The organism is Streptomyces sp. NPDC051684 (genome assembly GCF_044453445.1).
In the GTDB taxonomy this organism is placed as follows: Bacteria; Actinomycetota; Actinomycetes; order Streptomycetales; family Streptomycetaceae; genus Streptomyces.
This window is the reverse complement of sequence record NZ_JBITCS010000016.1, coordinates 16,919-38,227: the sequence shown is the minus strand read 5'-3', so window position 1 is coordinate 38,227 and position 21,309 is coordinate 16,919. Positions and strand designations below refer to the sequence as shown.

Annotated in this window: 20 protein-coding genes; 15 read left to right on the top strand and 5 right to left on the bottom strand. The window is 70.6% G+C overall.

Annotation, left to right across the window (positions count from 1 at the left end; genetic code table 11):
- Positions 1 to 35: 35 nt before the first annotated feature.
- Complete coding sequence (locus tag ACIA8D_RS20285; RefSeq protein ID WP_399233996.1) at positions 36 to 1,871, bottom strand: bifunctional metallophosphatase/5'-nucleotidase; 1,836 nt, start codon at positions 1,869 to 1,871, stop codon at positions 36 to 38.
- A 232-nt stretch (positions 1,872 to 2,103) separates the two neighbouring features.
- Between ACIA8D_RS20285 and mshD the strand changes: the two genes are divergently transcribed.
- From mshD to pstB, 12 genes are all read left to right on the top strand, one after another.
- The gene (mshD, locus tag ACIA8D_RS20280) at positions 2,104 to 3,021 is read left to right on the top strand and encodes a mycothiol synthase (protein WP_399233995.1); all 918 of its coding nucleotides are present in this window, start codon (positions 2,104 to 2,106) and stop codon (positions 3,019 to 3,021) included.
- 133 nt (positions 3,022 to 3,154) lie between these two features.
- Entirely contained in the window at positions 3,155 to 3,577 is a 423-nt protein-coding gene (locus ACIA8D_RS20275; RefSeq protein WP_399233994.1) for a GntR family transcriptional regulator, read from the top strand.
- On the top strand, positions 3,574 to 4,470 hold the full coding sequence (locus ACIA8D_RS20270; RefSeq protein WP_399233992.1) for an ABC transporter ATP-binding protein: 897 nt from the start codon (positions 3,574 to 3,576) through the stop codon (positions 4,468 to 4,470). Before ACIA8D_RS20275 ends, ACIA8D_RS20270 begins: the two co-directional genes overlap by 4 nt.
- Complete coding sequence (locus ACIA8D_RS20265) at positions 4,467 to 5,462, top strand: hypothetical protein (protein ID WP_399233990.1); 996 nt, start codon at positions 4,467 to 4,469, stop codon at positions 5,460 to 5,462. The genes ACIA8D_RS20270 and ACIA8D_RS20265 overlap by 4 nt, the downstream gene beginning before the upstream one ends.
- Complete coding sequence (locus tag ACIA8D_RS20260) at positions 5,459 to 6,403, top strand: hypothetical protein (protein ID WP_399233988.1); 945 nt, start codon at positions 5,459 to 5,461, stop codon at positions 6,401 to 6,403. Before ACIA8D_RS20265 ends, ACIA8D_RS20260 begins: the two co-directional genes overlap by 4 nt.
- Before the next feature lie 964 nt (positions 6,404 to 7,367).
- Positions 7,368 to 9,785 (top strand): RNA degradosome polyphosphate kinase, encoded by a 2,418-nt coding sequence (locus ACIA8D_RS20255; RefSeq protein ID WP_399233986.1) that lies wholly within the window; start codon positions 7,368 to 7,370, stop codon positions 9,783 to 9,785.
- Complete coding sequence (locus tag ACIA8D_RS20250; protein WP_399233984.1) at positions 9,766 to 10,812, top strand: CHAD domain-containing protein; 1,047 nt, start codon at positions 9,766 to 9,768, stop codon at positions 10,810 to 10,812. Before ACIA8D_RS20255 ends, ACIA8D_RS20250 begins: the two co-directional genes overlap by 20 nt.
- Entirely contained in the window at positions 10,809 to 11,246 is a 438-nt protein-coding gene (locus ACIA8D_RS20245; protein ID WP_399233982.1) for an NUDIX hydrolase, read from the top strand. The genes ACIA8D_RS20250 and ACIA8D_RS20245 overlap by 4 nt, the downstream gene beginning before the upstream one ends.
- Positions 11,247 to 11,475: 229 nt before the next feature.
- On the top strand, positions 11,476 to 12,603 hold the full coding sequence (pstS, locus tag ACIA8D_RS20240) for a phosphate ABC transporter substrate-binding protein PstS (protein WP_399233980.1): 1,128 nt from the start codon (positions 11,476 to 11,478) through the stop codon (positions 12,601 to 12,603).
- Positions 12,604 to 12,715: 112 nt separating this feature from the next.
- Positions 12,716 to 13,726, top strand: coding sequence for a phosphate ABC transporter permease subunit PstC (gene pstC, locus ACIA8D_RS20235; RefSeq protein WP_399233978.1), 1,011 nt, complete (start codon positions 12,716 to 12,718; stop codon positions 13,724 to 13,726).
- Entirely contained in the window at positions 13,723 to 14,805 is a 1,083-nt protein-coding gene (gene pstA, locus ACIA8D_RS20230; protein ID WP_399233976.1) for a phosphate ABC transporter permease PstA, read from the top strand. Before pstC ends, pstA begins: the two co-directional genes overlap by 4 nt.
- Positions 14,806 to 14,853: 48 nt before the next feature.
- On the top strand, positions 14,854 to 15,630 hold the full coding sequence (pstB, locus tag ACIA8D_RS20225) for a phosphate ABC transporter ATP-binding protein PstB (protein ID WP_399233974.1): 777 nt from the start codon (positions 14,854 to 14,856) through the stop codon (positions 15,628 to 15,630).
- A gap of 168 nt (positions 15,631 to 15,798) precedes the next feature.
- Here pstB and ACIA8D_RS20220 read toward each other — a convergent pair whose 3' ends face one another.
- Together ACIA8D_RS20220 and ACIA8D_RS20215 are read right to left on the bottom strand one after the other, a co-directional pair.
- Positions 15,799 to 16,797 carry an anion permease gene (locus tag ACIA8D_RS20220; protein ID WP_399233972.1) on the bottom strand — a complete coding sequence of 333 codons (999 nt, stop codon included), beginning with the start codon at positions 16,795 to 16,797 and terminating at the stop codon, positions 15,799 to 15,801.
- Positions 16,798 to 16,804: 7 nt separating this feature from the next.
- Positions 16,805 to 17,425 carry a DUF47 domain-containing protein gene (locus ACIA8D_RS20215; protein ID WP_266712456.1) on the bottom strand — a complete coding sequence of 207 codons (621 nt, stop codon included), beginning with the start codon at positions 17,423 to 17,425 and terminating at the stop codon, positions 16,805 to 16,807.
- 208 nt (positions 17,426 to 17,633) lie between these two features.
- Between ACIA8D_RS20215 and ACIA8D_RS20210 the strand changes: the two genes are divergently transcribed.
- A complete protein-coding gene (locus ACIA8D_RS20210) occupies positions 17,634 to 17,993 on the top strand; it encodes a metal-sensitive transcriptional regulator (RefSeq protein WP_399233970.1) in 360 nt (119 codons plus the stop codon).
- Positions 17,994 to 18,047: 54 nt separating this feature from the next.
- Here ACIA8D_RS20210 and ACIA8D_RS20205 read toward each other — a convergent pair whose 3' ends face one another.
- Together ACIA8D_RS20205 and ACIA8D_RS20200 are read right to left on the bottom strand one after the other, a co-directional pair.
- Positions 18,048 to 18,263 (bottom strand): hypothetical protein, encoded by a 216-nt coding sequence (locus ACIA8D_RS20205; RefSeq protein WP_399233968.1) that lies wholly within the window; start codon positions 18,261 to 18,263, stop codon positions 18,048 to 18,050.
- 164 nt (positions 18,264 to 18,427) lie between these two features.
- Positions 18,428 to 19,273 (bottom strand): hypothetical protein, encoded by an 846-nt coding sequence (locus tag ACIA8D_RS20200; RefSeq protein WP_399233966.1) that lies wholly within the window; start codon positions 19,271 to 19,273, stop codon positions 18,428 to 18,430.
- Between the two features lie 118 nt (positions 19,274 to 19,391).
- Here ACIA8D_RS20200 and ACIA8D_RS20195 point away from each other — a divergent pair, with 118 nt between their 5' ends.
- Together ACIA8D_RS20195 and ACIA8D_RS20190 are read left to right on the top strand one after the other, a co-directional pair.
- Complete coding sequence (locus tag ACIA8D_RS20195; RefSeq protein WP_399233964.1) at positions 19,392 to 19,553, top strand: hypothetical protein; 162 nt, start codon at positions 19,392 to 19,394, stop codon at positions 19,551 to 19,553.
- A gap of 70 nt (positions 19,554 to 19,623) precedes the next feature.
- A complete protein-coding gene (locus ACIA8D_RS20190; protein ID WP_399233963.1) occupies positions 19,624 to 21,213 on the top strand; it encodes an FAD-binding oxidoreductase in 1,590 nt (529 codons plus the stop codon).
- Positions 21,214 to 21,309 lie beyond the last annotated feature (96 nt).

The following is a 21,309-nucleotide window of genomic DNA, read 5'->3' as shown; positions in this document are numbered from 1 at the left end:
CTTCAACCGTAGGTCACCTCAACGTCAGCGGTGTTTCAGTTGTTTGTCGGCTGCATCACGGTGATCCGGTCCGCCTTCGGCGGCTCGATCGGGTCCGCCGCCGAGGAGTTGGCCGTCAGGTAGTCGTTGAGGGCCTTCAGGTCATCGCTTCCGACCAGCGGGTTCCTGCCCGCCCCGAGCGCCGCGAAGCCGTCGCCGCCGCCCGCGAGGAAGGAGTTCATCGCGACGCGGTAGGTGGCGGCCGGGTCGATGGCGGACCCGTTCAGCCTGATCGAGTCGGTGACGACACGGTCGGCGCCCGACCTGGTCATGTCGAGCGTGTACATGAGTCCGGCCGAGGGCTGAAGAATCTTCGGCGAAGCCGCGTTCGATCCGCTGACCTGCTGCTTCAGCGCGGTGACGAGTTGCTCGCCGGTCAGGTCGACCAGATTGACGGTGTTGCTGAACGGCTGCACGGCGAAGGCCTCCCCGTACGTCACCACGCCGTCACCCTCGCTCCCGCTCGCCTTGAACACCAGGTCGGAGCGGACGCCGCCCGGGTTCATCAGGGCCACGCTCGCCTTCGGGTCGAGCGACTTGGCGTGCGCGAGCTGCGCGTCCGCGATCAGGTCGCCGAGCGGCGACTCCGGCGAGGTGGCGCCCCGGCCCGGCAGATCGGCGGAGATGTACCCGACGGGCTGACTGGCGATCGGTGCGGCCAGCTTGTTCCACCGCCCGATCAACGCGGTCATGTCGGCGGCCTTCGGCTGCGTGCGCGTGACGACGTGATTCTTGGAGACGGGGTTCTTGGCGTTGGGCGACTTCACCGCCGTCCGCACGATGTCCTTGGTGGCGCGGTCGTACGTCAGCGTCGTGTCCGTGTAGAGCTTCCCGTACGAGGACGCGGACGTGACCATCCGCGGCTTGCCGGACGGGTCCGGGATCGTGCACGCGTACGCGTTGTGGGTGTGCCCGGTGACCAGGGCGTCGACCTTCGGCGTGATGCCCTTGGCGATGTCGACGATGGGGCCGGAGACGCCGCCGCCCGCGCTCGGCGAATCGCAGTCGTAGTTGTACGAGCCGGAGGCCGGGACGCCGCCCTCGTGGATCAGCGCGACGATCGACTTCACGCCCTGCTTGTCGAGGATCTTCGCGTACTTGTCGACGGTCTCGATCTCGTCGTGGAACTTCAGCCCCTTGACGCCCTCGGCGGACACGATGTCCGGGGTCCCTTCGAGGGTGACGCCGATGAAGCCGACCTTCACACCCTTGTGCTTCCACACCCAGTACGGGGCGAGGGCGGGCTTCCCGGTCTTCTCGTCGGTGACGTTCGCGGCGAGGTACGGGTAGTCGGCGCCTTCGAAGGTGCGGCCCTTCTCGTAACAGCCGTCCTCGGGGTGACAGCCGCCGTTCTGCAGCCGCGCCAACTCCCCTGCTCCCTCGTCGAATTCATGGTTGCCGACGGACGTCACGTCCAGGTCGAGCCCGTTCATCGCCTCGACGGTCGGCTCGTCGTGGAACAGCCCGGACAGCAGCGGGCTCGCGCCGATCAGGTCGCCCGCGGCGGCCGTGACGCTGTACGGGTGCCCCTTGCGGGCCGTGCGCAGGGAGCTCGCCAGGTACTCGACCCCGCCCGCGTCGATCTTCTTCGTGGTGCCGTCGGCCTGATTCTCGGTGACCTGCCCCGAGGACCCGGCCGGCGGCTCCAGGTTCCCGTGGAAGTCGTTGAAGGACAGCAGCTGCACATCCTGGTAGCGCCCGCCCCCGGCATCCTTCCGCGGCGCCGCCCCGGCGGGCAGCGCGGCCACCAGCGCTCCCGCGGTGACAAGCGTGGCAGCGGCGGCGAGCGCCCCCCGCAACCGACGCCGACGTCTCTCGGTCCGTACGTACATGTGGTCCCCCTCGGGGTGCGGTGCGACGACCGTTGATGTGGAGGCAGCCTAAGGTCAACGCGCGTAGCGCGACAGAGGGTTGGCGATTGAGGCGCGGGGTCCGGTCGGGCGGGCAAATCAAGCCCCGCCGGCGATTGAGGCGCCGGGTCCGGGGCAGAGCCCCGCGACGTCAACCCCGGCACCGCGCAACAGCCACCCGCCCCGGGCGGAGCCCAGCCGTACCCTCGTAGCCATGACCACGGAACGCGCCCTCCCGCAACGCCGCATCGACACCCTGACCACCCTCTCCGCCGAGCAGGCCACCACCGTGCTCGACCTGCTGGCGGAGGCCGCCCGCACCGACGGCCAGCAGGCCGTGTCCGAGCAGGGCCGCCTGCAACTGCGGGGAGGCGAGCGGGAGGGCGTCCGGCACCTGCTGCTCAGCATCGGCGACGAACTGGCCGGTTACGCGCAGCTGGAGGACACCGACCCCGTCGAGGCCCCGGCCGCCGAACTGGTCGTGCATCCCGCGCACCGCGGGCACGGGCACGGCCGGGCACTGGGCACCGCGCTGCTCGCCGCCTCCGGGAAGCGGCTGCGGGTGTGGGCGCACGGCGGGCACAGCGCGGCGCGGCATCTCGCGCAGGTGCTCGGCCTGACGCTGTTCCGTGAACTGCGCCAGATGCGGCGGCCGTTGGAGAACCTCGACCTCGCGGAGCCCGTGCTGCCGCAGGGCGTCCGGATCCGTACGTTCGTGCCCGGTCAGGACGACGCGGCGTGGCTCGCGGTGAACGCGGCGGCCTTCACCCACCACCCCGAACAGGGCTCCCTCACCCAGCGCGACCTGGACGACCGCAAGGCCGAGCCGTGGTTCGACCCGGCGGGCTTCTTCCTGGCCTTCCGGGGCGACGAACTGGTCGGCTTCCACTGGACGAAGGTGCACGCGCAGGAGCGGCTCGGCGAGGTGTACGTCGTCGGGGTGGCGCCGGCGGGACAGGGCGGCGGCCTCGGCAAGGCGCTGACGGCGACGGGCCTGCGCCACCTGGCGGCGGCCGGCCTGCCGACCGCGATGCTCTACGTCGACGCCGACAACAAGGCGGCGGTGAGCGTGTACGAGCGGCTGGGTTTCACTACGTACGAGACGGACCTGATGTACCGGACCGAGTCCTGACCTTCTCGGCTTAAATAGGCATCTGACCTGGGGTTTTACGATCCTGGGCGGACATGAGGGGGCGGCGCCGCTTGACGCCGCCCCCTCTCTTGCACCACCCTTTCACTACTTGATTAGTGAAAGGGGGTACGCCGTGGCACAAGGACCTGCACCGGAGCCGGTCATCGAGTTCCGCATCGACCGCCACACCGGCGTGGCCACCTACCTCCAGATCGTCCACCAGACCGAGCACGCGCTGCGGCTCGGACTTCTCGAGCCCGGGGACAAGCTGCCCACGGCGCGCGAGGTGGTCGAAGCGACGGCGATCAATCCGAACACCGTGCTGAAGGCATACCGCGAGCTGGAACGCTCCGGACTCGTCGAGGCCCGGCGCGGGCTCGGCACGTTCGTCCGCGCGACGCTCGGCTCCGGCACCGCCGACTCACCACTGCGGGCGGAGCTCGACGAGTGGACGGGCCGCGCGAAGGAGGCGGGCCTCGACCGCGAGGACGTAGAGGCCCTTTTCGGCAGCGCCCTGGAGGCGCATTTCGGCACCATGACCAAGGGGACTTCATGACCACGGCCATCGAGGCGAACGGCCTCGTCAAGCGCTACGGAAGGCGCGCTGCGGCGGCCCTGGACGACTGCTCGTTCCGACTGCCCGCAGGCCGGATCAGCGCGCTCGTCGGGCCCAACGGAGCGGGCAAGTCGACGCTCCTGACCATCGCGGCCGGCCTGTCGCGTCCCACCTCGGGAAGCATCTCCGTGCTCGGCGCCGCCCCCGGCGCACACCGCGCGAAGGTCTCCCACCTCGGCCAGAGCAAGCCCCTGTACCCCCAGCTGTCCGTCGCGGACACCCTCCGGGTCGGCGCCGCGCTCAACCCGGAGCGCTGGGACGCCGCGTACGCGTCGAAGATCGTCGAGCAGGGCGAGTTGGACCCGAAGGCGAAGATCCGCTCGCTCTCCGGCGGCCAGCGCACCCGCGTCGCGCTCGCCCTCGCCCTCGGCAAGCGCCCCGAGCTGATGCTGCTCGACGAGCCGATGGCCGACCTCGACCCGCTGGCGCGGCACGAGATGATGGGCACGCTGATGGCGGACGCGGCCGAGTACGGCACGACCGTCCTGATGTCCTCGCACATCGTGACCGAGCTGGCCGACGCCTGCGACCACCTGCTGCTGCTCGGCGGCGGCCGGATCCGGCTCGGCGGCGGCATCGACGACCTGATCGGCGCGCACAGCCTGGTCACGGGCCGCGGCGACCTCGCACCGCACACAGTGGTCGAGTCCCGCGCCTCCGGCCGCGGCGTCACCGCCCTGATCCGCAGGGACGGGCCGGTCGGCGAGGGCTGGCAGGTCCAGGAACCCTCCCTGGAGGAGCTGCTCCTCGCCCACCTCCGCTCCCCCGAGGCCCCGCCCCTGCTCACGCCCGGCACCACGGCGGCCCCGCGCCGTAAGGAGGTGACCGCATGAGCGCCCCGACCCTCGACAAGCCCTCCCCCGTGCGCCGCACGAAGGCGGGACCCGACGGCCTGGTGTGGACGGTCCTGCGACTGCACCGCGGCGCGATGTGGGTGTGGACCGGCTACGTGGCCGTCAGCCTCGGCCTGCTCCTGTGGCTGTGGGGCCCCGGCTCCTCGGACGCCCAGGCGGCCTTCGACAAGCTGGGCTACGGCGGGGCGCAGGACAACGCGTGGCAGGGGCTCAGCGCGTTCGTGCCGTTCGTCGGCGGCGCCTTCGACTCCCTCTTCTACAACCCGCTGACGCTGACCCGGATCGCCGCGTGCGCCATCGCCGTCTTCGCGGCGGGCCCGCTGATCGCCAGCGAACTGGAGCAGGGCACCGCCCAGTTGGCCTGGACCCAGTCCGTCACCCCCGTCCGCTGGCTGGCCGCGAAGGTGGCCGTGCCCGCGCTGCTCGTCACCGTCGGCACGACGCTCGTCGTGATCCTCTACCGCCTGGTGTGGGGCGGCCGGAACCATCTGCTGGTCGCCGGCATCGGACCGCGCGACTTCGACTTCTCGGTGGGTCCCGCGACGGTGGCGAACGCCCTGTTCGGCCTGGCCATCGGGGTACTGGCCGCACTGGTGCTGCGCCGCACGCTGCCTGCCGCCGCCCTCGCCGGGATCGTGACGTACCTGGTGGGCGCGTTCCGCGGCAACTCCTGGCCGTTCCAGGGCAGTTACCAGCAGCCGGAGATCCCCGTGCACAGCAAGGCGATCACGTCGACGGGGGCGGAGATCCGCGACCCCGGATGCATGACGCAGCAGTGCCTCGACAAGCACGACATCACCGGCTTCACCCGCCACTACCTCCCGTCCCCCGACTTCTGGCCGCGCCAGCTCGCCGAGACCGGCGTCCTGCTGGGGCTCACCGCGCTGGCCGTCGTCGCCGCGTTCCTCGTGCTGCGCCGGTTCCAGCCGGAGCCGCCGGTCGCCCCGCTCACGAAGGAGAACTCCGCATGAGCGCCGCCACCACGATCCCCCTGGGCCTGCCCCGGACGGTTCTGCGGCTGCACCGCGTCGCCGCCTGGCTGTGGATCGCCTTCGTCGCCGTGACGAGCGTGCTGCTGCTGTGGCTGTGGGGCCCCGGCACGGCCGGGCTCGACATCACGGGACACTGCGACGCGGCGGTGGCGAACGGCTGCACCGCGAAGGGCGCGACGGCGGACACGTACCACTACGTGCTCACCCTGGTCGACATGCTGATCTCGCTGGTCCCTGTGGCGGTCTCGGTGTTCGCCGGCGGCCTGCTCATCGGGCGCGAACTGGGCAGGGGCACGGCCGAGTTGGCGTGGACGCAGTCCGTGTCCCCGGCGCGCTGGCTCGCCATGAAGCTGGCCGTGCCCGCGGCCTTCCTGGTCCTCGGCACGACGCTCCTGGTCCTGCTTCGGCGGCTCGTCGCCTCGGCGGCCCCCGGGCTCACGGACAACCGCTGGCACTCCTTGACGGTGACCTTCGACGCGCTCGGCCCGACGGCCGTGGCCCTGCCGCTGCTCGGCCTGGCCATCGGCGCGGTGGTGGCGCTCCTGACGCGGCGGACGCTGCCGGCGGCGGCCTACTCCCTGATCGCCACGGGTGTGGTGACCAGCGTGATCGAGGCGGTCCGCGACCGGCTGTGGCCCACGGTCACGGTGACCGGGGACGTGCGCGAGGGCTACCCCTACTTCGCGGGGTCCTTGACCTCCGAGGGCGCGCTGACCGGCTCCGGGGCGCGGGTCTCGGACCCGATGTGCGTCGACGACCGGGCCTGCCTGACCTCGCACAACATCACGGGCTTCTACCGGGAGGGCCACCCGCCGTCCCACTTCTGGCCCCTCCAACTCATGGAAACCTGCCTGATCCTGGCCCTCACGGCCACGGCCACGGCCACGGCCTTCTATTTGCTGCGACGCAGGGCGAGGTAGGGGTTTCCGGCGGGGGCCCGGTGGCCCCGTGGGGGCCGGGCCCGGCGGGGCTGCTGCCGGGGCCCAGCGGGCGTCGGTCTGCTCCGGCCCCGCCCCGGTCCCGGTCACCGTCCCGGCTCGGCGCCGCCCGCCCTGGCTCCGGCGGCCCGCCCCGGCTCCGGTCACCTCCCACCGCCCGCCCCCTCCGGGGGCTCTGGCCGATACGCCCCGGGACCGGGCCTTGTGGCCTGCACCGTGGCTGCACCCGGGGCTACGCCCCAGGAAACCGGCCGCGTCTCCGCGACAGACCGGGGCCGTGCCTTCCCGCTGCCGCGCCCCGCACCGACGCACCGCGCCGCTGCGCCTCATCGCCGCTGCACCGCTGCACCGCTGCACCGCTGCACCGCCAGGGACAGCCTGGCGCCTTCCGGGAGCTGTGCCGGGCGGGGCGGCACGTCCACATGCCGGTGGGGAGGAGGTCGACCCGAATCAAGCCCGTCCGGCGTTTGAGGACGAGCCCCAAGGGCGAACGGGGGCGCAAGCCGCAAGGCTCAGCCGTCGTCCGGGCCGCAAAGGCCCGGTCCGAGGGTGACTGGAATCCGGGGTCTCCCGGGCTCAAGCACGATGGGGGCGGCGCCGCGCCCCGAGGGATCTGGGCACCACCCCGACACGGCCCAAAGCCCGGCCCCGGACACCCCAATCCCAGGCCCCGGTCGGGCCGACGCCCCCGGAGGGGGCGGGTGGGTGGGAGGTGACCGGGCGCCAGCCCGACCGACCCGCGTACCGACGACCGGGACCCCCACCCCGCCAAAGCCGCACCCCCGGCACCGCGCCACCCCGACCCCGGCCAAAGCCCCCGGCCCCCGCCCCAGGCCGACCGCGTCGACCCCGGACACCCGGTGAACCCCCGGCGGGCCGCGTGGCCATAGCCCGTACGTCATGTCTCCGTAACCGTCGATTCAGACGGACTTGCGACGCTCACGGAATGCAGCCCCCCGCCCCCGAACCCGCCGAGCCCGCCCGTCGCGGCAGCCTCACGCTCGCGCCCGCGCCCGCCGACGTCGTCGGCGCGCCCCGGACGGCGTCCACGCGGAAGAATGGGGCCATGAGTCAGCCGAACGCCGCACAGGACCAGACGACCGACACTGCTCCGGCCCCCTCGGCCACGCAGCCCCAGCCGTCCGTGGGCTCACTCGCCGCGCACCGGCCGCACCCCGTGGCCGGCGGCGATTACGACCGGACTGCCGCGAAGCTCGCCGGAATCGTCGCCGACATCGACGCGGATCCGGACGACTACGAGGAGGACTACGCGAACCAGGAGGGCGCGGAGCTCCCGCAGGGCCGCTTCCTGGACCGCGAGCGCAGCTGGCTCGCGTTCAACGAACGCGTCCTCGAACTCGCCGAGGACCCGAACACGCCCCTCCTCGAGCGCGCGAACTTCCTGGCGATCTTCGCCTCGAACCTGGACGAGTTCTTCATGGTCCGGGTGGCGGGCCTGAAGCGCCGTATCGCGACCGGCGTCGCCACCCGTTCGGCCTCCGGCCTCCAGCCCCGCGAAGTGCTCGAACTGATCTGGAACCGGTCCCGCGAGCTCATGGCCCGGCACGCCGCCTGCTACCAGGACGAGGTCGCCCCGGCCCTCGCCGACGAGGGCATCCACGTCGTGCGCTGGAACGAGCTCACGGACAAGGAGCAGGCCCGGCTCTACACGCTGTTCATGCAGCAGATCTTCCCGGTGCTCACCCCGCTGGCCGTCGACCCCGCGCACCCGTTCCCGTACATCTCGGGGCTGTCGCTGAACCTCGCGGTCGTCGTCTCGAACCCCGTCTCCGGCCACCGCCACTTCGCCCGGGTAAAGGTTCCGCCGCTGCTCTCCCGCTTCCTGGAGGCCTCGCCGCAGCGCTACGTCCCCATCGAGGACGTCATCGCCGCGCCCCGGCACCTGGGCGAGCTGTTCCCCGGCATGAAGGTCGAGGAGCACCACATGTTCCGGCTGACCCGGAACGAGGACCTGGAAGTGGAGGAGGACGACGCCGAGAACCTCCTCCAGGCCCTGGAGAAGGAGCTGATGCGGCGCCGCTTCGGCCCGCCGGTGCGCCTCGAGGTCGAGGAGACCATCGACTCGGACATACTCAGCCTCCTCGTGAAGGAGCTGAAGATCAGCGAGGCCGAGGTGTACCCGCTGCCGGGCCCCCTGGACCTCACCGGCCTCTTCTCCATCGCAGGCATCGACCGCCCCGAGCTGAAGTACCCCAAGTTCGTCGCCGGCACCCACCGCGACCTCGCCGAGGTGGAATCCGCCTCGGCCCCCGACGTCTTCGCCGCGCTGCGCAGCCACGACGTGCTGCTCCACCACCCGTACGACTCGTTCTCCACCTCCGTTCAGGCCTTCCTCGAACAGGCCGCCGCGGACCCGGACGTGCTCGCCATCAAGCAGACGCTCTACCGGACCTCGGGCGACTCGCCGATCGTGGACGCGCTGATAGAGGCCGCCGAGGCGGGCAAGCAGGTGCTGGTCCTGGTCGAGATCAAGGCCCGCTTCGACGAGCAGGCCAACATCAAGTGGGCCCGCAAGCTGGAGGAGTCCGGCTGCCATGTCGTCTACGGCCTCGTCGGCCTGAAAACGCACTGCAAGCTGTCGCTCGTCGTACGCCAGGAGGGCGACCAGCTCGTCAGGTACAGCCACGTCGGCACGGGCAACTACCACCCCAAGACCGCACGGCTGTATGAGGACCTGGGACTCCTTACGGCCAATCAGGAGGTCGGGGCCGACCTCTCCGACCTCTTCAACCGGCTGTCCGGCTACTCGCGGCGCGAGACCTACCGCCGCCTCCTCGTCGCCCCCAAGTCCCTTCGTACGGGCCTGATCACACGGATCGAGAAGGAGGTCCAGCACCACCGTGCGGGCCGCCCCGCGTACGTCCGCGTCAAGGTCAACTCGATGGTCGACGAGGCCGTCATCGACGCGCTCTACCGGGCCTCGCAGGCGGGCGTCCCGGTCGACATCTGGGTGCGCGGCATCTGCGCCGTGCGCCCCGGGGTCGCGGGCCTGTCCGAGAACATCCGCGTCAGGTCGGTGCTGGGCCGATTCCTCGAGCACTCCCGGGTGTTCGCCTTCGGCAACGCGGGCGAGCCCGAGGTCTGGATCGGCAGCGCCGACATGATGCACCGCAATCTCGACCGCCGCATCGAGGCGCTGGTCCGCGTGGAGGACCCGGCCCATCGCGCGGCGCTCAACCGACTGCTCGAAACGGGGATGTCCGACACCACTGCCTCCTGGCACCTGGGCCCGGACGGCAATTGGACCCGGCACGCGCAGGACGCGGACGGGCGGCCCCTGCGCAACGTACAGGAGATGCTCATAGACGCCCGGAGGCGCCGGCGTGGCACAGCGACACCTTGAGCCCAGCGAACCGCGGAACGGAACCGACGTCGATGTCCTGGGGTGCTATCTCCGCTCCCAGGCCACCGAGTTCCTGCGCTCGCTGCGGCAGCACCGTGAGAGCGGTGCGGCGGGCGACACGGCGGAGGCGGCGCGTGCGCTGCGGCGGGCCGCGCGTCGGATCAGCGGCACGTTGCACACCTTCCGGCCGCTGCTCGACTCGGAGTGGTCGGATGCGTTGCGGCCCGAACTGGCGTGGTTGTCGGGGACGTTGGCCCGCGAGCACGCGTACGCGTCCCGCCTGGACCGGTTGACCTCGGCCCTCCATGCCCTGTCGACGCCACCCGCTCCTACGCCACGGGGCTCCGCCCCGGACCCCGCTGCTCAATCGCCGCAGGGGCTCAATTTTGCCCACTCATCGCTGACACGGCGGCCCCCGGCGCCGCGCGCCGATACGTCGGCCCCCGCCCCGGCGCCGGAGCGGGAGACCCTCACCCTCGGCGCCGCCAAGGCATCCGCCCTGCTCGACCGCCAGCTCACCCTCGCCCGCACGCGGGCCCACAGCACCGCCCTCCAGGCCCTCGGCTCCGCCCGCTTCCACGCGGTCGCGGACAACGTCGCCGTGCTCGCCAGCGACGTCCCCCTGACCTCCGCCGACGCCGAGCTGGAGAAGCTCGCCGCGGAGGCCGGCTCCCGCCTCGCCGAGGCCGCCACCGCCCTCCACCACACCAGCCACCCCTACAACGCGGACGCCGACGCCTCCTGGCACCACGTACGCCTCCTGCTGCGCCTGCACCGCTACGCCCGCGAAGTGCTCCCGGGCGCCCCCATCGACGTACGACTCCTCGAAGCGGCCGACGCCCTGAACGCCCACAGGGACGCCGCCGAGGCGGCCGCCGCGGCGGCCCACGCGGCCCGCACCCCACGCATCGCGCCCACGACCGCGTACGCCCTCGGCGTTCTCCACGCCGATCAGCGTCACGAGGTCGCGGCCGCCAGGCTCGCGTTCGGACAGGCATGGCAACGACAGGCGGTGGGCACTCCATGACCGTGCACCAGGAAGAACCCGGAACGGTCCTCGCGGCAGGCTGCGTCCTGTGGCGCCGCCCGGAAACCCGCGCCATCGGCCAGGACGTGGAGATCTGCCTCGTCCACCGGCCCAAGTACGACGACTGGTCGCACCCGAAGGGCAAGCTCAAACGCGGCGAGGACGCCGCGGCCGGCGCCCTGCGCGAGGTACGCGAGGAAACCGGCCACGACTGCGCGCTCGGCGCCGAGCTCCCCACGGTCCGCTATCTCGCGAACGGCCGCCCCAAGCAGGTGAGTTACTGGGCGGCAGAGGCGACCTCCGGAACGTTCGACCCGAACCGCGAGGTCGACCGCATCGTCTGGCTCACACCCCCCGAGGCCCGCGCCCGCCTCACCCAGCCCAGGGACCGGGTCCTCGTCGACGCGCTGCTCGACGCCCTCCACACGACCTGACGATCACGTTCCGTAGCCGTACCGTGACCTAACCGCACCGCCTGCTTAGGTTCACCCGGCGTTCACTCTTGGCCATCGGCCGCTTCACCTGATCTGCCTAATTTCAGCCTTACGCGGTGAGCCCCGGGCCTCCGGGAACCAACCGCCGCTCGACTGGAAACCAACCGCAGATCGCACGCCGCCACAGAGAACAGAGAAGGCCGGCGGCTCCTGGAAGGAACATCCGAAGGTGAAGCTTCAGCGCAAGAACCGGCTCCGCGCCCTTTCCCTCGGCGCTCTCGCCGTCTCCGGCGCCCTGGCCCTCACGGCGTGCGGCTCCGACGACACCAGCGGCGGCTCCGGCGGCAACAGCGCCTCGGCCAAGGCGGGCAACATCAAGTGCGACGACGCCAAGGGCCAGCTCCTCGGCATCGGCTCGTCCGCCCAGGCCAACGCCATAGACGCCTGGCGCCAGGCCTACTCCCAGGCCTGCTCCGACGTGCAGCTCAACTACAAGCCCGACGGCTCCGGCGCCGGTGTGACCGCCTTCAACCAGGGTCAGGTCGCCTTCGCCGGTTCCGACTCGGCGCTCAAGCCCGAAGAGGTCGCCGCCTCGAAGAAGGTCTGCAAGGGCGGCCAGGGCATCGACCTGCCGATGGTCGGCGGCCCGATCGCCGTCGCGTTCAACGTCCAGGGCGTCGACAGCCTGACGCTTGACGCCAAGACGCTGGCCCAGATCTTCGACTCGAAGATCACCAAGTGGAACGACCCGGCGATCAAGAAGCTGAACCCGGACGCCAAGCTCCCGTCCACCAAGATCCAGGCGTTCCACCGCTCCGACGAGTCCGGCACCACGGACAACTTCACCAAGTACCTGAAGGCCGCCGCCCCGAGCGACTGGAAGTACGAGGGCGGCAAGGCCTGGCAGGCCAAGGGCGGCCAGTCCGCGCAGGGCTCCTCCGGCCTCGCCCAGCAGGTGAAGCAGACCGACGGCGCCATCACGTACGTCGAGCTCTCCTACGCCAAGGACGGCGTGAAGACCGTCGACATCGACACCGGTGCCGACCAGCCCGTCAAGGCCACAACGGAGAACGCCTCGAAGGCGATCGCCGACGCCAAGGTCGTGGGCACCGGCAAGGACCTCGCCCTGGACCTGAACTACGCGACCAAGGCCGACGGCGCCTACCCGATCACCCTGGTCACGTACGAGATCGTCTGCGACAAGGGCAACAAGGCGGAGACCCTGCCCGCCACCAAGTCCTTCCTGAACTACACCGCGTCCGAGGACGGCCAGGCGGCCCTCTCGGACCTGGGCTACGCCCCGATCCCCACCGAGATCAACAAGAAGGTCCGCGAGACCGTCGCGAGCATCAGCTGACCCAGCGTGCGGGCCGCTCCCACCGGAGCGGCCCGCACCGTCCGGTGCACCGCCGCCAGAAGTCCCGCACACCCGTTGAGCAGGACCGGGACTTCGCAGACCGGAGAACCCCATGGACATAACCACGCAATCACCGGCGCCCCCACCGGCGCCCGCCGATCGCCCCTCGCCCACCCAGCAGAAGCGCGCCGCCCGCGGCGCCACCCGCCCCGGAGACCGGGTCTTCCTCGGCCTCTCGCGCGGCTCGGGCATCCTGCTGCTGGTGATCATGGCCGCCATCGCGGTCTTCCTGACCTACCGCGCCTCGCTGGTCCTCTCGAAGAACGAGGGCAACTTCCTCACCACCTTCGAGTGGAACGCGACCGCGAGCCCGCCCGTCTTCGGCATCGCCGTCCTCGCCTTCGGCACGGTCGTCACCTCGATCATCGCCATGGTGATCGCCGTGCCCGTCGCCGTCGGCATCGCGCTCTTCCTGACGCACTACGCGCCGAAGAAGCTGAGCGGCATCATCGCCTACGTCATCGACCTGCTGGCGGCCGTGCCGTCCATCGTCTACGGCCTGTGGGGCGCGCTCTTCCTCGTGCCGCACATGACCGGCCTCTTCCACTGGCTCGACGACTACTTCGGCTGGACCGGCATCTTCGAGTACCAGGGCGGCGCCCCGCGCACCCTGCTCACCGTCGGCATCCTGCTGGCGATCATGATCCTGCCGATCATCACCAACGTCTCCCGCGAGGTCTTCCGGCAGGCGCCCCAGATGCACCAGGAGGCAGCCCTCGCGCTCGGCGCGACCCGCTGGGAGGTCATCCGGATGTCGGTGATCCCCTTCGGCCGCTCCGGTGTGATCTCCGCGTCGATGCTGGGACTCGGCCGCGCGCTCGGCGAGACCATGGCCGTCGCCACGGTCCTCTCCCCCGACTTCCTGATCCACACCAGCCTGCTCGACCCGGGCGGCGGCACCTTCGCGCAGAACATCGCCGCGAAGTTCTCCGAGGCCAACGACCAGGGCCGCGACGCCCTGATCGCCTCGGGCCTGGTCCTCTTCGTCATCACCCTGTTGGTCAACGGCGCGGCCCGCCTGATCATCGCCCGCCGCAAGGAGTACTCGGGGGCCAACGCATGAGCAACGCAACCGTTCCCGTCAACAAGCCGGACGCGCCGAAGCCGCCGAGCTCCCTGAGCGCCGCCCGCCTGCCCCGCTGGGCCCCCTGGGCGATCGCTATCGGCTCGATCGCCGCGGGCTGCGCCATCGGCCTCGGCGCCGGACTCGCCAGCCGCGTCCAGTGGGGGCTGCTCGCGGCCCTCCTGTTCGTCATCGTCTCGTACGGTCTCGCCGCCAAGGTCGAGGGCGGCCGGCAGGCCAAGGACCGCCTCGCGACCAGCGTCGTGTGGGTGGCCTTCATCCTCGCCGTGGTCCCCCTCGCCTCCCTCGTCTACGAGACGATCGCGCGCGGCATCAAGGTCCTCGACCCGTACTTCCTGAGCCACTCGATGGGCTTCATCACCGCGTACCAGCCGGGCGGCGGCATCTACCACGCCATCCTCGGCACTCTTGAACAGGTCGGCATCGCCACCGTGATCTCGGTGCCGATCGGCATCCTCACGGCGATCTACCTGGTCGAGTACGGCCGCGGGAAGCTAGCGAAGGCGGTCACGTTCTTCGTGGACGTCATGACCGGCATCCCGTCGATCGTCGCCGGTCTGTTCATCCTGTCCTTCTGGATCCTGATCCTCGGCTTCGGCTTCTCCGGCTTCGCCGGCTCGATGGCCCTGTCCATCCTGATGATCCCGGTCGTGGTCCGCTCCACCGAGGAAATGCTCAAGCTCGTCCCGAACGAGCTGCGCGAGGCCTCCCTCGCCCTCGGCATCCCGAAGTGGCGCACGATCCTCAAGGTCGTCCTGCCGACGTCGATCGGTGGCATCACGACCGGTGTGATGCTGGCCGTCGCCCGTATCGCCGGCGAGACGGCCCCGGTGCTGCTGCTGGTCTTCGGCAACCCGCTGATCAACGGCAACCCGTTCGAAGGCCCGCAGGCCTCGCTGCCGCTGTACATCTACCAGCAGTACGCGAGCAGCGGCGGCAGCCAGGCGGCGTACGACCGCGCCTGGGCCGCGGCCCTGGTGCTCATCGCCTTCATCATGATCCTCAACCTCGCGGCTCGCGGCGTAGCCCGCTGGAAGGCCCCGAAGGCCGGTCGCTGACGCGGCCACCCCAACTCAGCGACGTAATTCGGAAGCGAAGTAACTCTCATGGCCAAGCGAATCGACGTAAGCGGACTCACCGCCTACTACAGCGCCCACAAGGCGATCGAAGACATCTCGATGACCGTCGAGCCCCGTTCGGTGACGGCCTTCATCGGCCCGTCCGGCTGCGGCAAGTCGACGTTCCTGCGCACCCTCAACCGGATGCACGAGGTCACCCCCGGCGGCCGCGTCGAGGGCAAGGTGCTCCTGGACGACGAGGACCTGTACGGCTCCCACGTCGACCCGGTGGCCGTGCGCCGCACGGTCGGCATGGTGTTCCAGCGCCCCAACCCCTTCCCCACGATGTCGATCTTCGACAACGTGGCGGCGGGCCTGAAGCTCAACGGCAAGTACAAGAAGTCGGAGCTCTCGGACGTCGTCGAGAAGTCCCTGAAGGGCGCCAACCTCTGGAACGAGGCCAAGGACCGCCTGAACAAGCCCGGCTCGGGTCTGTCGGGCGGCCAGCAGCAGCGCCTGTGCATCGCCCGCGCCATCGCGGTCGAGCCGGACGTCCTCCTCATGGACGAGCCCTGCTCGGCGCTCGACCCGATCTCCACCCTCGCGATCGAGGACCTGATCGGGGAGCTGAAGGAGCGCTTCACGATCGTCATCGTGACGCACAACATGCAGCAGGCGGCCCGCGTCTCGGACCGCACCGCGTTCTTCAACCTCTCGGCGGTCGGCCAGCCCGGCAAGCTCGTCGAGATCGACGAGACGGAGCGGATCTTCTCCAACCCGTCCGTCCAGGCCACGGAGGACTACATCTCGGGCCGCTTCGGCTAGACCCGATTCCCCCGACACCCCGTGGTGCTGCATGGCGGTGCCACCACGGGGACAGGAAAAGGCCCGCCCCGAAAGGGGCGGGCCTTTTCACATTCAAGCCCCTGCGGCGATTGAGCAGCGGGGCCCGGGGCAGCGCCCCGCGACCGCAACCCCGGCGCGGGCCACCGCTTACCCGAACGCCAGCCAGACCACCCCGTACGCAGCGGCAGCGACAATCGCCGCGGCCGGCATCGTGATGAACCACCCCACGACGATGTTCTTGGCGACACCCCACCGAACCGCGTTGACCCGCTTCGTGGCACCCACACCCATGATCGCCGAGGTGATGACGTGCGTCGTGGAGATCGGCGCGTGGAACAGGAACGCGGAACCGAACATGATCGACGCCCCCGTGGTCTCAGCGGCGAACCCCTGCGGCGGATCCAGCTCGATGATCTTGCGCCCGAGCGTCCGCATGATGCGCCAGCCACCGGCGTACGTACCGGCCGACAGCATCACGGCACACACGATCTTGACCCAGACCGGAATCGGGTCCTCGAACGACTCGTGGCCGCCGATGACGAGCGCCATCACCACGATGCCCATGGTCTTCTGCGCGTCCTGCAGACCGTGCCCGAGCGCCATGCCGGCGGCGGAGACGGTCTGCGCGATACGGAAACCGCGCTTGGCCTTGTGCGGGTTGGACCGCCGGAACAGCCACATGATGAGGGTCATCACCAGGTAGCCGACGACGAGCCCGATCACGGGCGAGGTGAACATCGGGATGACGATCTTCTCCCACACCCCGGACCAGTAGACGGTGGTCCCGCCCGCGAGGGCGGCACCCACCATTCCACCGAACAGGGCGTGCGAGGAGGACGAGGGAAGCCCGAAGTACCAGGTGATGAGGTTCCAGACGATCGCGCCCGCGAGAGCGGCGAAGAGGATTCCCATCCCCTTGTCGCCCACCGGGGTCGCGATGATCCCCTCGCTCACCGTCTTGGCGACGCCGCTGCCGAGGAAGGCACCGGCGAGGTTCATCACCGCGGCCATGGCGAGCGCCGCGCGAGGCGTCAGCGCGCGCGTGGAGACGGAAGTGGCGATGGCGTTGGCGGAGTCGTGGAAACCGTTCGTATACGTGAATCCAAGCGCGACGCCGATCGTCACGATCAGGGAGAAGGTGTCCATGAGCCGGTCAGGACTCCTTCACGGCGATGGTCTCCACCGTGTTGGCCACGTGCTCGAAGGCGTCGGCCGCCTCTTCCAGCACATCGACGATCTGCTTCAGCTTCAGGACCTCCATGGCGTCGTACTTGCCATTGAAGAGCTGTGCGAGCAGCTTGCGGTGGATCTGGTCGGCCTGGTTCTCCAGGCGGTTGACCTCGATCCAGTACTCGGTGAGGTTGTCCATGGTGCGCAGGTTCGGCATGGCCTCGGCGGTGAGCTCGGCGGCTCGGCTGAGGACCTCGATCTGCTGCTCCACACCCTTGGGAAGCTCCTCGACCTGGTAAAGCACGACCAGGTCGACGGCCTCCTCCATGAAGTCCATGATGTCGTCGAGGGACGACGCGAGGTTGTAGATGTCCTCGCGGTCGAACGGCGTGATGAACGAGGAGTTGAGCTGGTGGAAGATCGCGTGGGTGGCGTCGTCACCGGCGTGTTCGGCTGCCCGCATCCGCTCCGCGATCTCGGCCCGGGCGGAGGAATCCGCCCCGAGCAGTTCCATCAGGAGCTTCGAGCCCGTGACGATGTTGTCCGCGGACGCGGCGAACATGTCGTAAAAGCTCGTCTCCCTGGGGGTCAGACGAAAGCGCACGTGGGGTCCTCGGGGTGCTTTGGATTCGGTCAGGCTGATGCTAGGCGCATCATCCGGCCACGGCTAACCGGCGTTCCACCAGTGTCGCCCATCGGGCACAGTGATCAGCACTGGGCCCGGTCGAGCCGGGACGAACCGGAACGACCCCAGGGAAATCCGGTACCATATACCCACAGGGGGTATAAGAAACCACGGGAGGACGGACGCGATGACGACTGACGCGACACAGACGGACACGCCTGCTGTGCCGGACAAGGCCGAGATCGTGACCGACCACGACCGCGGCATCCACGGGTACCACCACCAGAAGGAAGAGCACCTCAAGCGGCTGCGCCGGATCGAGGGCCAGATCCGCGGCCTGCAGCGGATGGTGGACGAGGACGTCTACTGCATCGACATACTCACGCAGGTGTCGGCCTCCACGAAGGGGTTGCAGTCCTTCGCTCTCCAGCTTCTGGAGGAGCACCTGCGGCACTGCGTCGCCGACGCCGCGCTCAAGGGCGGGGACGAGATCGACGAGAAGGTCGAAGAGGCCACCAAGGCGATCGCGCGCCTGCTGCGCACCTGAGACCCACGTCGTGCGAGGCGGGGGCCGACCGCCCGAGCGGCGCCCCCGCCTTCGTCATGCCGGTGACCGGTCGTGGTCCCGGTACCAGCAATCGCCGTCGGGTCCGCCGGGCACCGCCTCGGCGACCCGCAGCACCTCGTCGATCCGGTCCACGCTCAGCCGTCCCTCGGAGACGGCGGACGCCGCGATGATCAACTCACCGCACAGTTCGATCTCGGCGAGGGCGACGTGGTCCTGAACCGCCGTACCACCCACGGGAGCCACGTCCATCACCTCTTCCTGCCGCGTGACGTACAGCCGATGGCCGACTTCCTAGAGTAGGGACCGGCTCACGCCCCGCGCATGGCACGGAAGAACCATTTCCGGCCCCCGAGAGGCCTACGGACCGGGCGGCCGAACGGGCGGGGAGCGGGTGGCGGTACGGGCGGCAGGCCCTACGGCCCCGGCTCGGCGACCTTCCCCGCGAAGATGTCCTTCTTGGCCGGCAGCCGCACCTTCACCGGCTTCCCGAACTCCCGGTACAGGGTCGTCGACGTCACGGCCACGTCCTTGTCCGGCTGCCCGTTGGCGAAGCTGAACCGGTGCACGACCTTGCGGATCAGTCCCTCGTCGTCCACGTAGACGTCGAACGGCACCCGCCCCTTGCGGAACCCTTTCGCCGCCGCCGCGAGCGCCTTCTTCTGCGCCGCGGACGCGGCCTTCGCGGCGACGCGCAACTCCACGTCCCCCTTGTAGTGCCGGGTGCGCACGCCCGAGATCTCGGATTCGCCCCACTCCGTCACATTCCGTGCACCGCGCAGCAGTTCGGCCGCCGCGAGCGGATCGGTGGCGCCGCCCGTGATCAGGTTCCCGTCCGTCAACGCCGTGACGTCGACGCGGACCCACTTGTCGGCGGGGACGCCGGCGCCCCTGTTCTTCATGTAGAGGGCGCCGGGCGCGAGCAGTTCGGTGATCGGCCGGTGCTCCTCGTCCCCCGACGCGTCCTGCGGCAGCCGCACCCGCAGCTCGCCGAGGCCCTTGCGGTAGTCGTAGACGCCCTCGCCGTGGATGGTGACGCGGGTCCCGCCGCTGGCCATCTCCATCGACGTACGCGCCTGTGAACTGCCCTCGCGGACCAGCCGGTCGGCGGCCCCGCGCACCGTCTGCGTCGGGTCCGTGTTCCGCTCCCCGCCCGCGGCGCCACCACCGCACCCGCCGGCGCCCACGACCACCGACGCGACCGCGACGGCCGCCACCGCCGCCCGCGCGGAAACGGCCGCGCTCCCGTGCTGCACCACCATCCCTGGTCCGCCCCCAAGCCTCTCCGTGCGTGTGCGGCCCCTGTCGTCGGGGTTAACGACGAGTAGGGTCGACCGTCACGCGAACGGGGGGTTTACATGGAGTCGCTACCGTGGCCGCGTGGCACAACAGCAGCACGCGCATACGACCACCGTCGTGGAACAGGGACGTTTCTGTCTGGCCCGCTGCACCTGCGGCTGGCGCGGGCCGGCCAGGAGAGCACGGAGCAAGGCCCGTTCGGACGCGGACGACCATCTCGGCTCGGCGGGCCCGGCCGCCTGACGGAACCCACGGCTCCCGGATGACGTCTCGTATCCCGGGAAGCGAACAGGTGGCCGAAGGAGACGACCGCATGGAACGCCGCACGTTCATCACGGCATCGGCATCGGCCGCGGCAGTCATGGCGGGCGGCGCGCTGAGCGCCTGCTCCGGCTCCGGCGCCACGGGCGGGACCTCCACGTCCTCGTCCGCCGCCTCCTCCGCCCCCGTCCGCTCCACCAGCGCGAGCGCGTCCAGCACCGTGCGGGCCGCGGCGAACCTCGCCGGGCTCGCCAAGGACCTCGACGGCTCCCTCGTCCGCCCCGGCGCCTCCGCCTGGGCGGCGGCCCGCCAGCTCTACAACACCCGCTTCGACGCGCTGAAGCCGCGCGCCGTCGCGTACGTCGCGGGGCCCGACGACATCCGCACCACCCTCGCGTACGCCCGCGCGCACAAGGTCCCGCTCTCCATACGCAACGGCGGCCATTCCTACGGCGGTTGGTCCTCGGGCGACGGCCACCTGATACTCGACGTCTCCCGGATGAAGTCCGTTCGCGCGTCGTCCGGCGAGGCGGTCGTCGGCGCGGGAGCGAAGCTCATCGACGTCTACCGGTCGCTGGCCGCCAAGGGCGCGACGATACCGGCGGGCTCCTGCCCCACGGTCGGCGTCTCCGGCCTCACGCTCGGCGGCGGCCACGGCGTCGTCTCGCGGGCCTACGGCCTCACCTGCGACAGCCTGACGCAGGCCACGGTCATCACGGCCGACGGCAAGGAACTGACCGCGAACGCGACCTCCCACAAGGACCTCTTCTGGGCGCTGCGCGGCGCGGGCAACGGCCAGTTCGGCGTGGTGACGGAGCTCCGCTTCAAGACCCACCCCGCGCCGCAGGGCGTCTCCGCGTACATGAGCTGGCCCTGGTCGAAGGCGGCGACGGTGCTCAAGGCCTGGCAGAAGTGGGGCCCGGACCAGGCCGACGAGATCTGGTCCTCGCTGCACATCGCGGGCACGCGCGGCGGCAACCCGACGGTCTCGGTCGCGGCGTTCTCCCTCGGCACGTACGGCGAACTCCAGAACGCGGTCGACCGGCTCGCCGACGGCCCCGGCGGCCCGGGCCCGGCCACCTCGGTCTCCCTCAAGCGCCGCTCGTACGAGGAGTCGATGGAGGTGTACGCGGGCTGCTCCGCCCTCACGGAGGACGCCCAGTGCCACCTCCCCGGCGCGACGCCCGGCCGCGCCTCGGCGGGCGCGCTGCAACGCGAGACGTACGCGGCGGCCTCCGACTTCTTCGACCGGAACCTCTCGGACGCGGGCGCGCGCACGCTCCTGAAGCAGCTGGAGAACGTGACGTCGGGCGTCGGCTCCGTCGCGCTCACGGCGCTCGGCGGCGCCATCAACCGCGTGGACCCGACGGCGACGGCGTTCGTGCACCGCCGCGCGCGGATGCTCGCGCAGTACATCGTGTCGTGGCAGCCGAATACCTCCGGCGGCGCGGCGCGCGGTTGGCTGTCCTCGGCGCACGCGGCGATGCGACCGTATGCCTCCGGCGCGGCCTACCAGAACTACGCGGACCCGACCCTGAAGAACTGGAAGCGGGCGTACTACGGCGACGCGGCGTCCCGCCTCACCAAGCTGAAGCACACGTACGACCCGTCGGGCTTCTTCACCTTCCCGCAGTCCCTGTAGACGGACCTTCCCCCTACGCCACGGGGCTCCGCCCCGGACCCCGCTGCTCAATCTCCCCCAGCTACCGCTGGGAGGTGCCCCCTGCAGGGGCTTGAA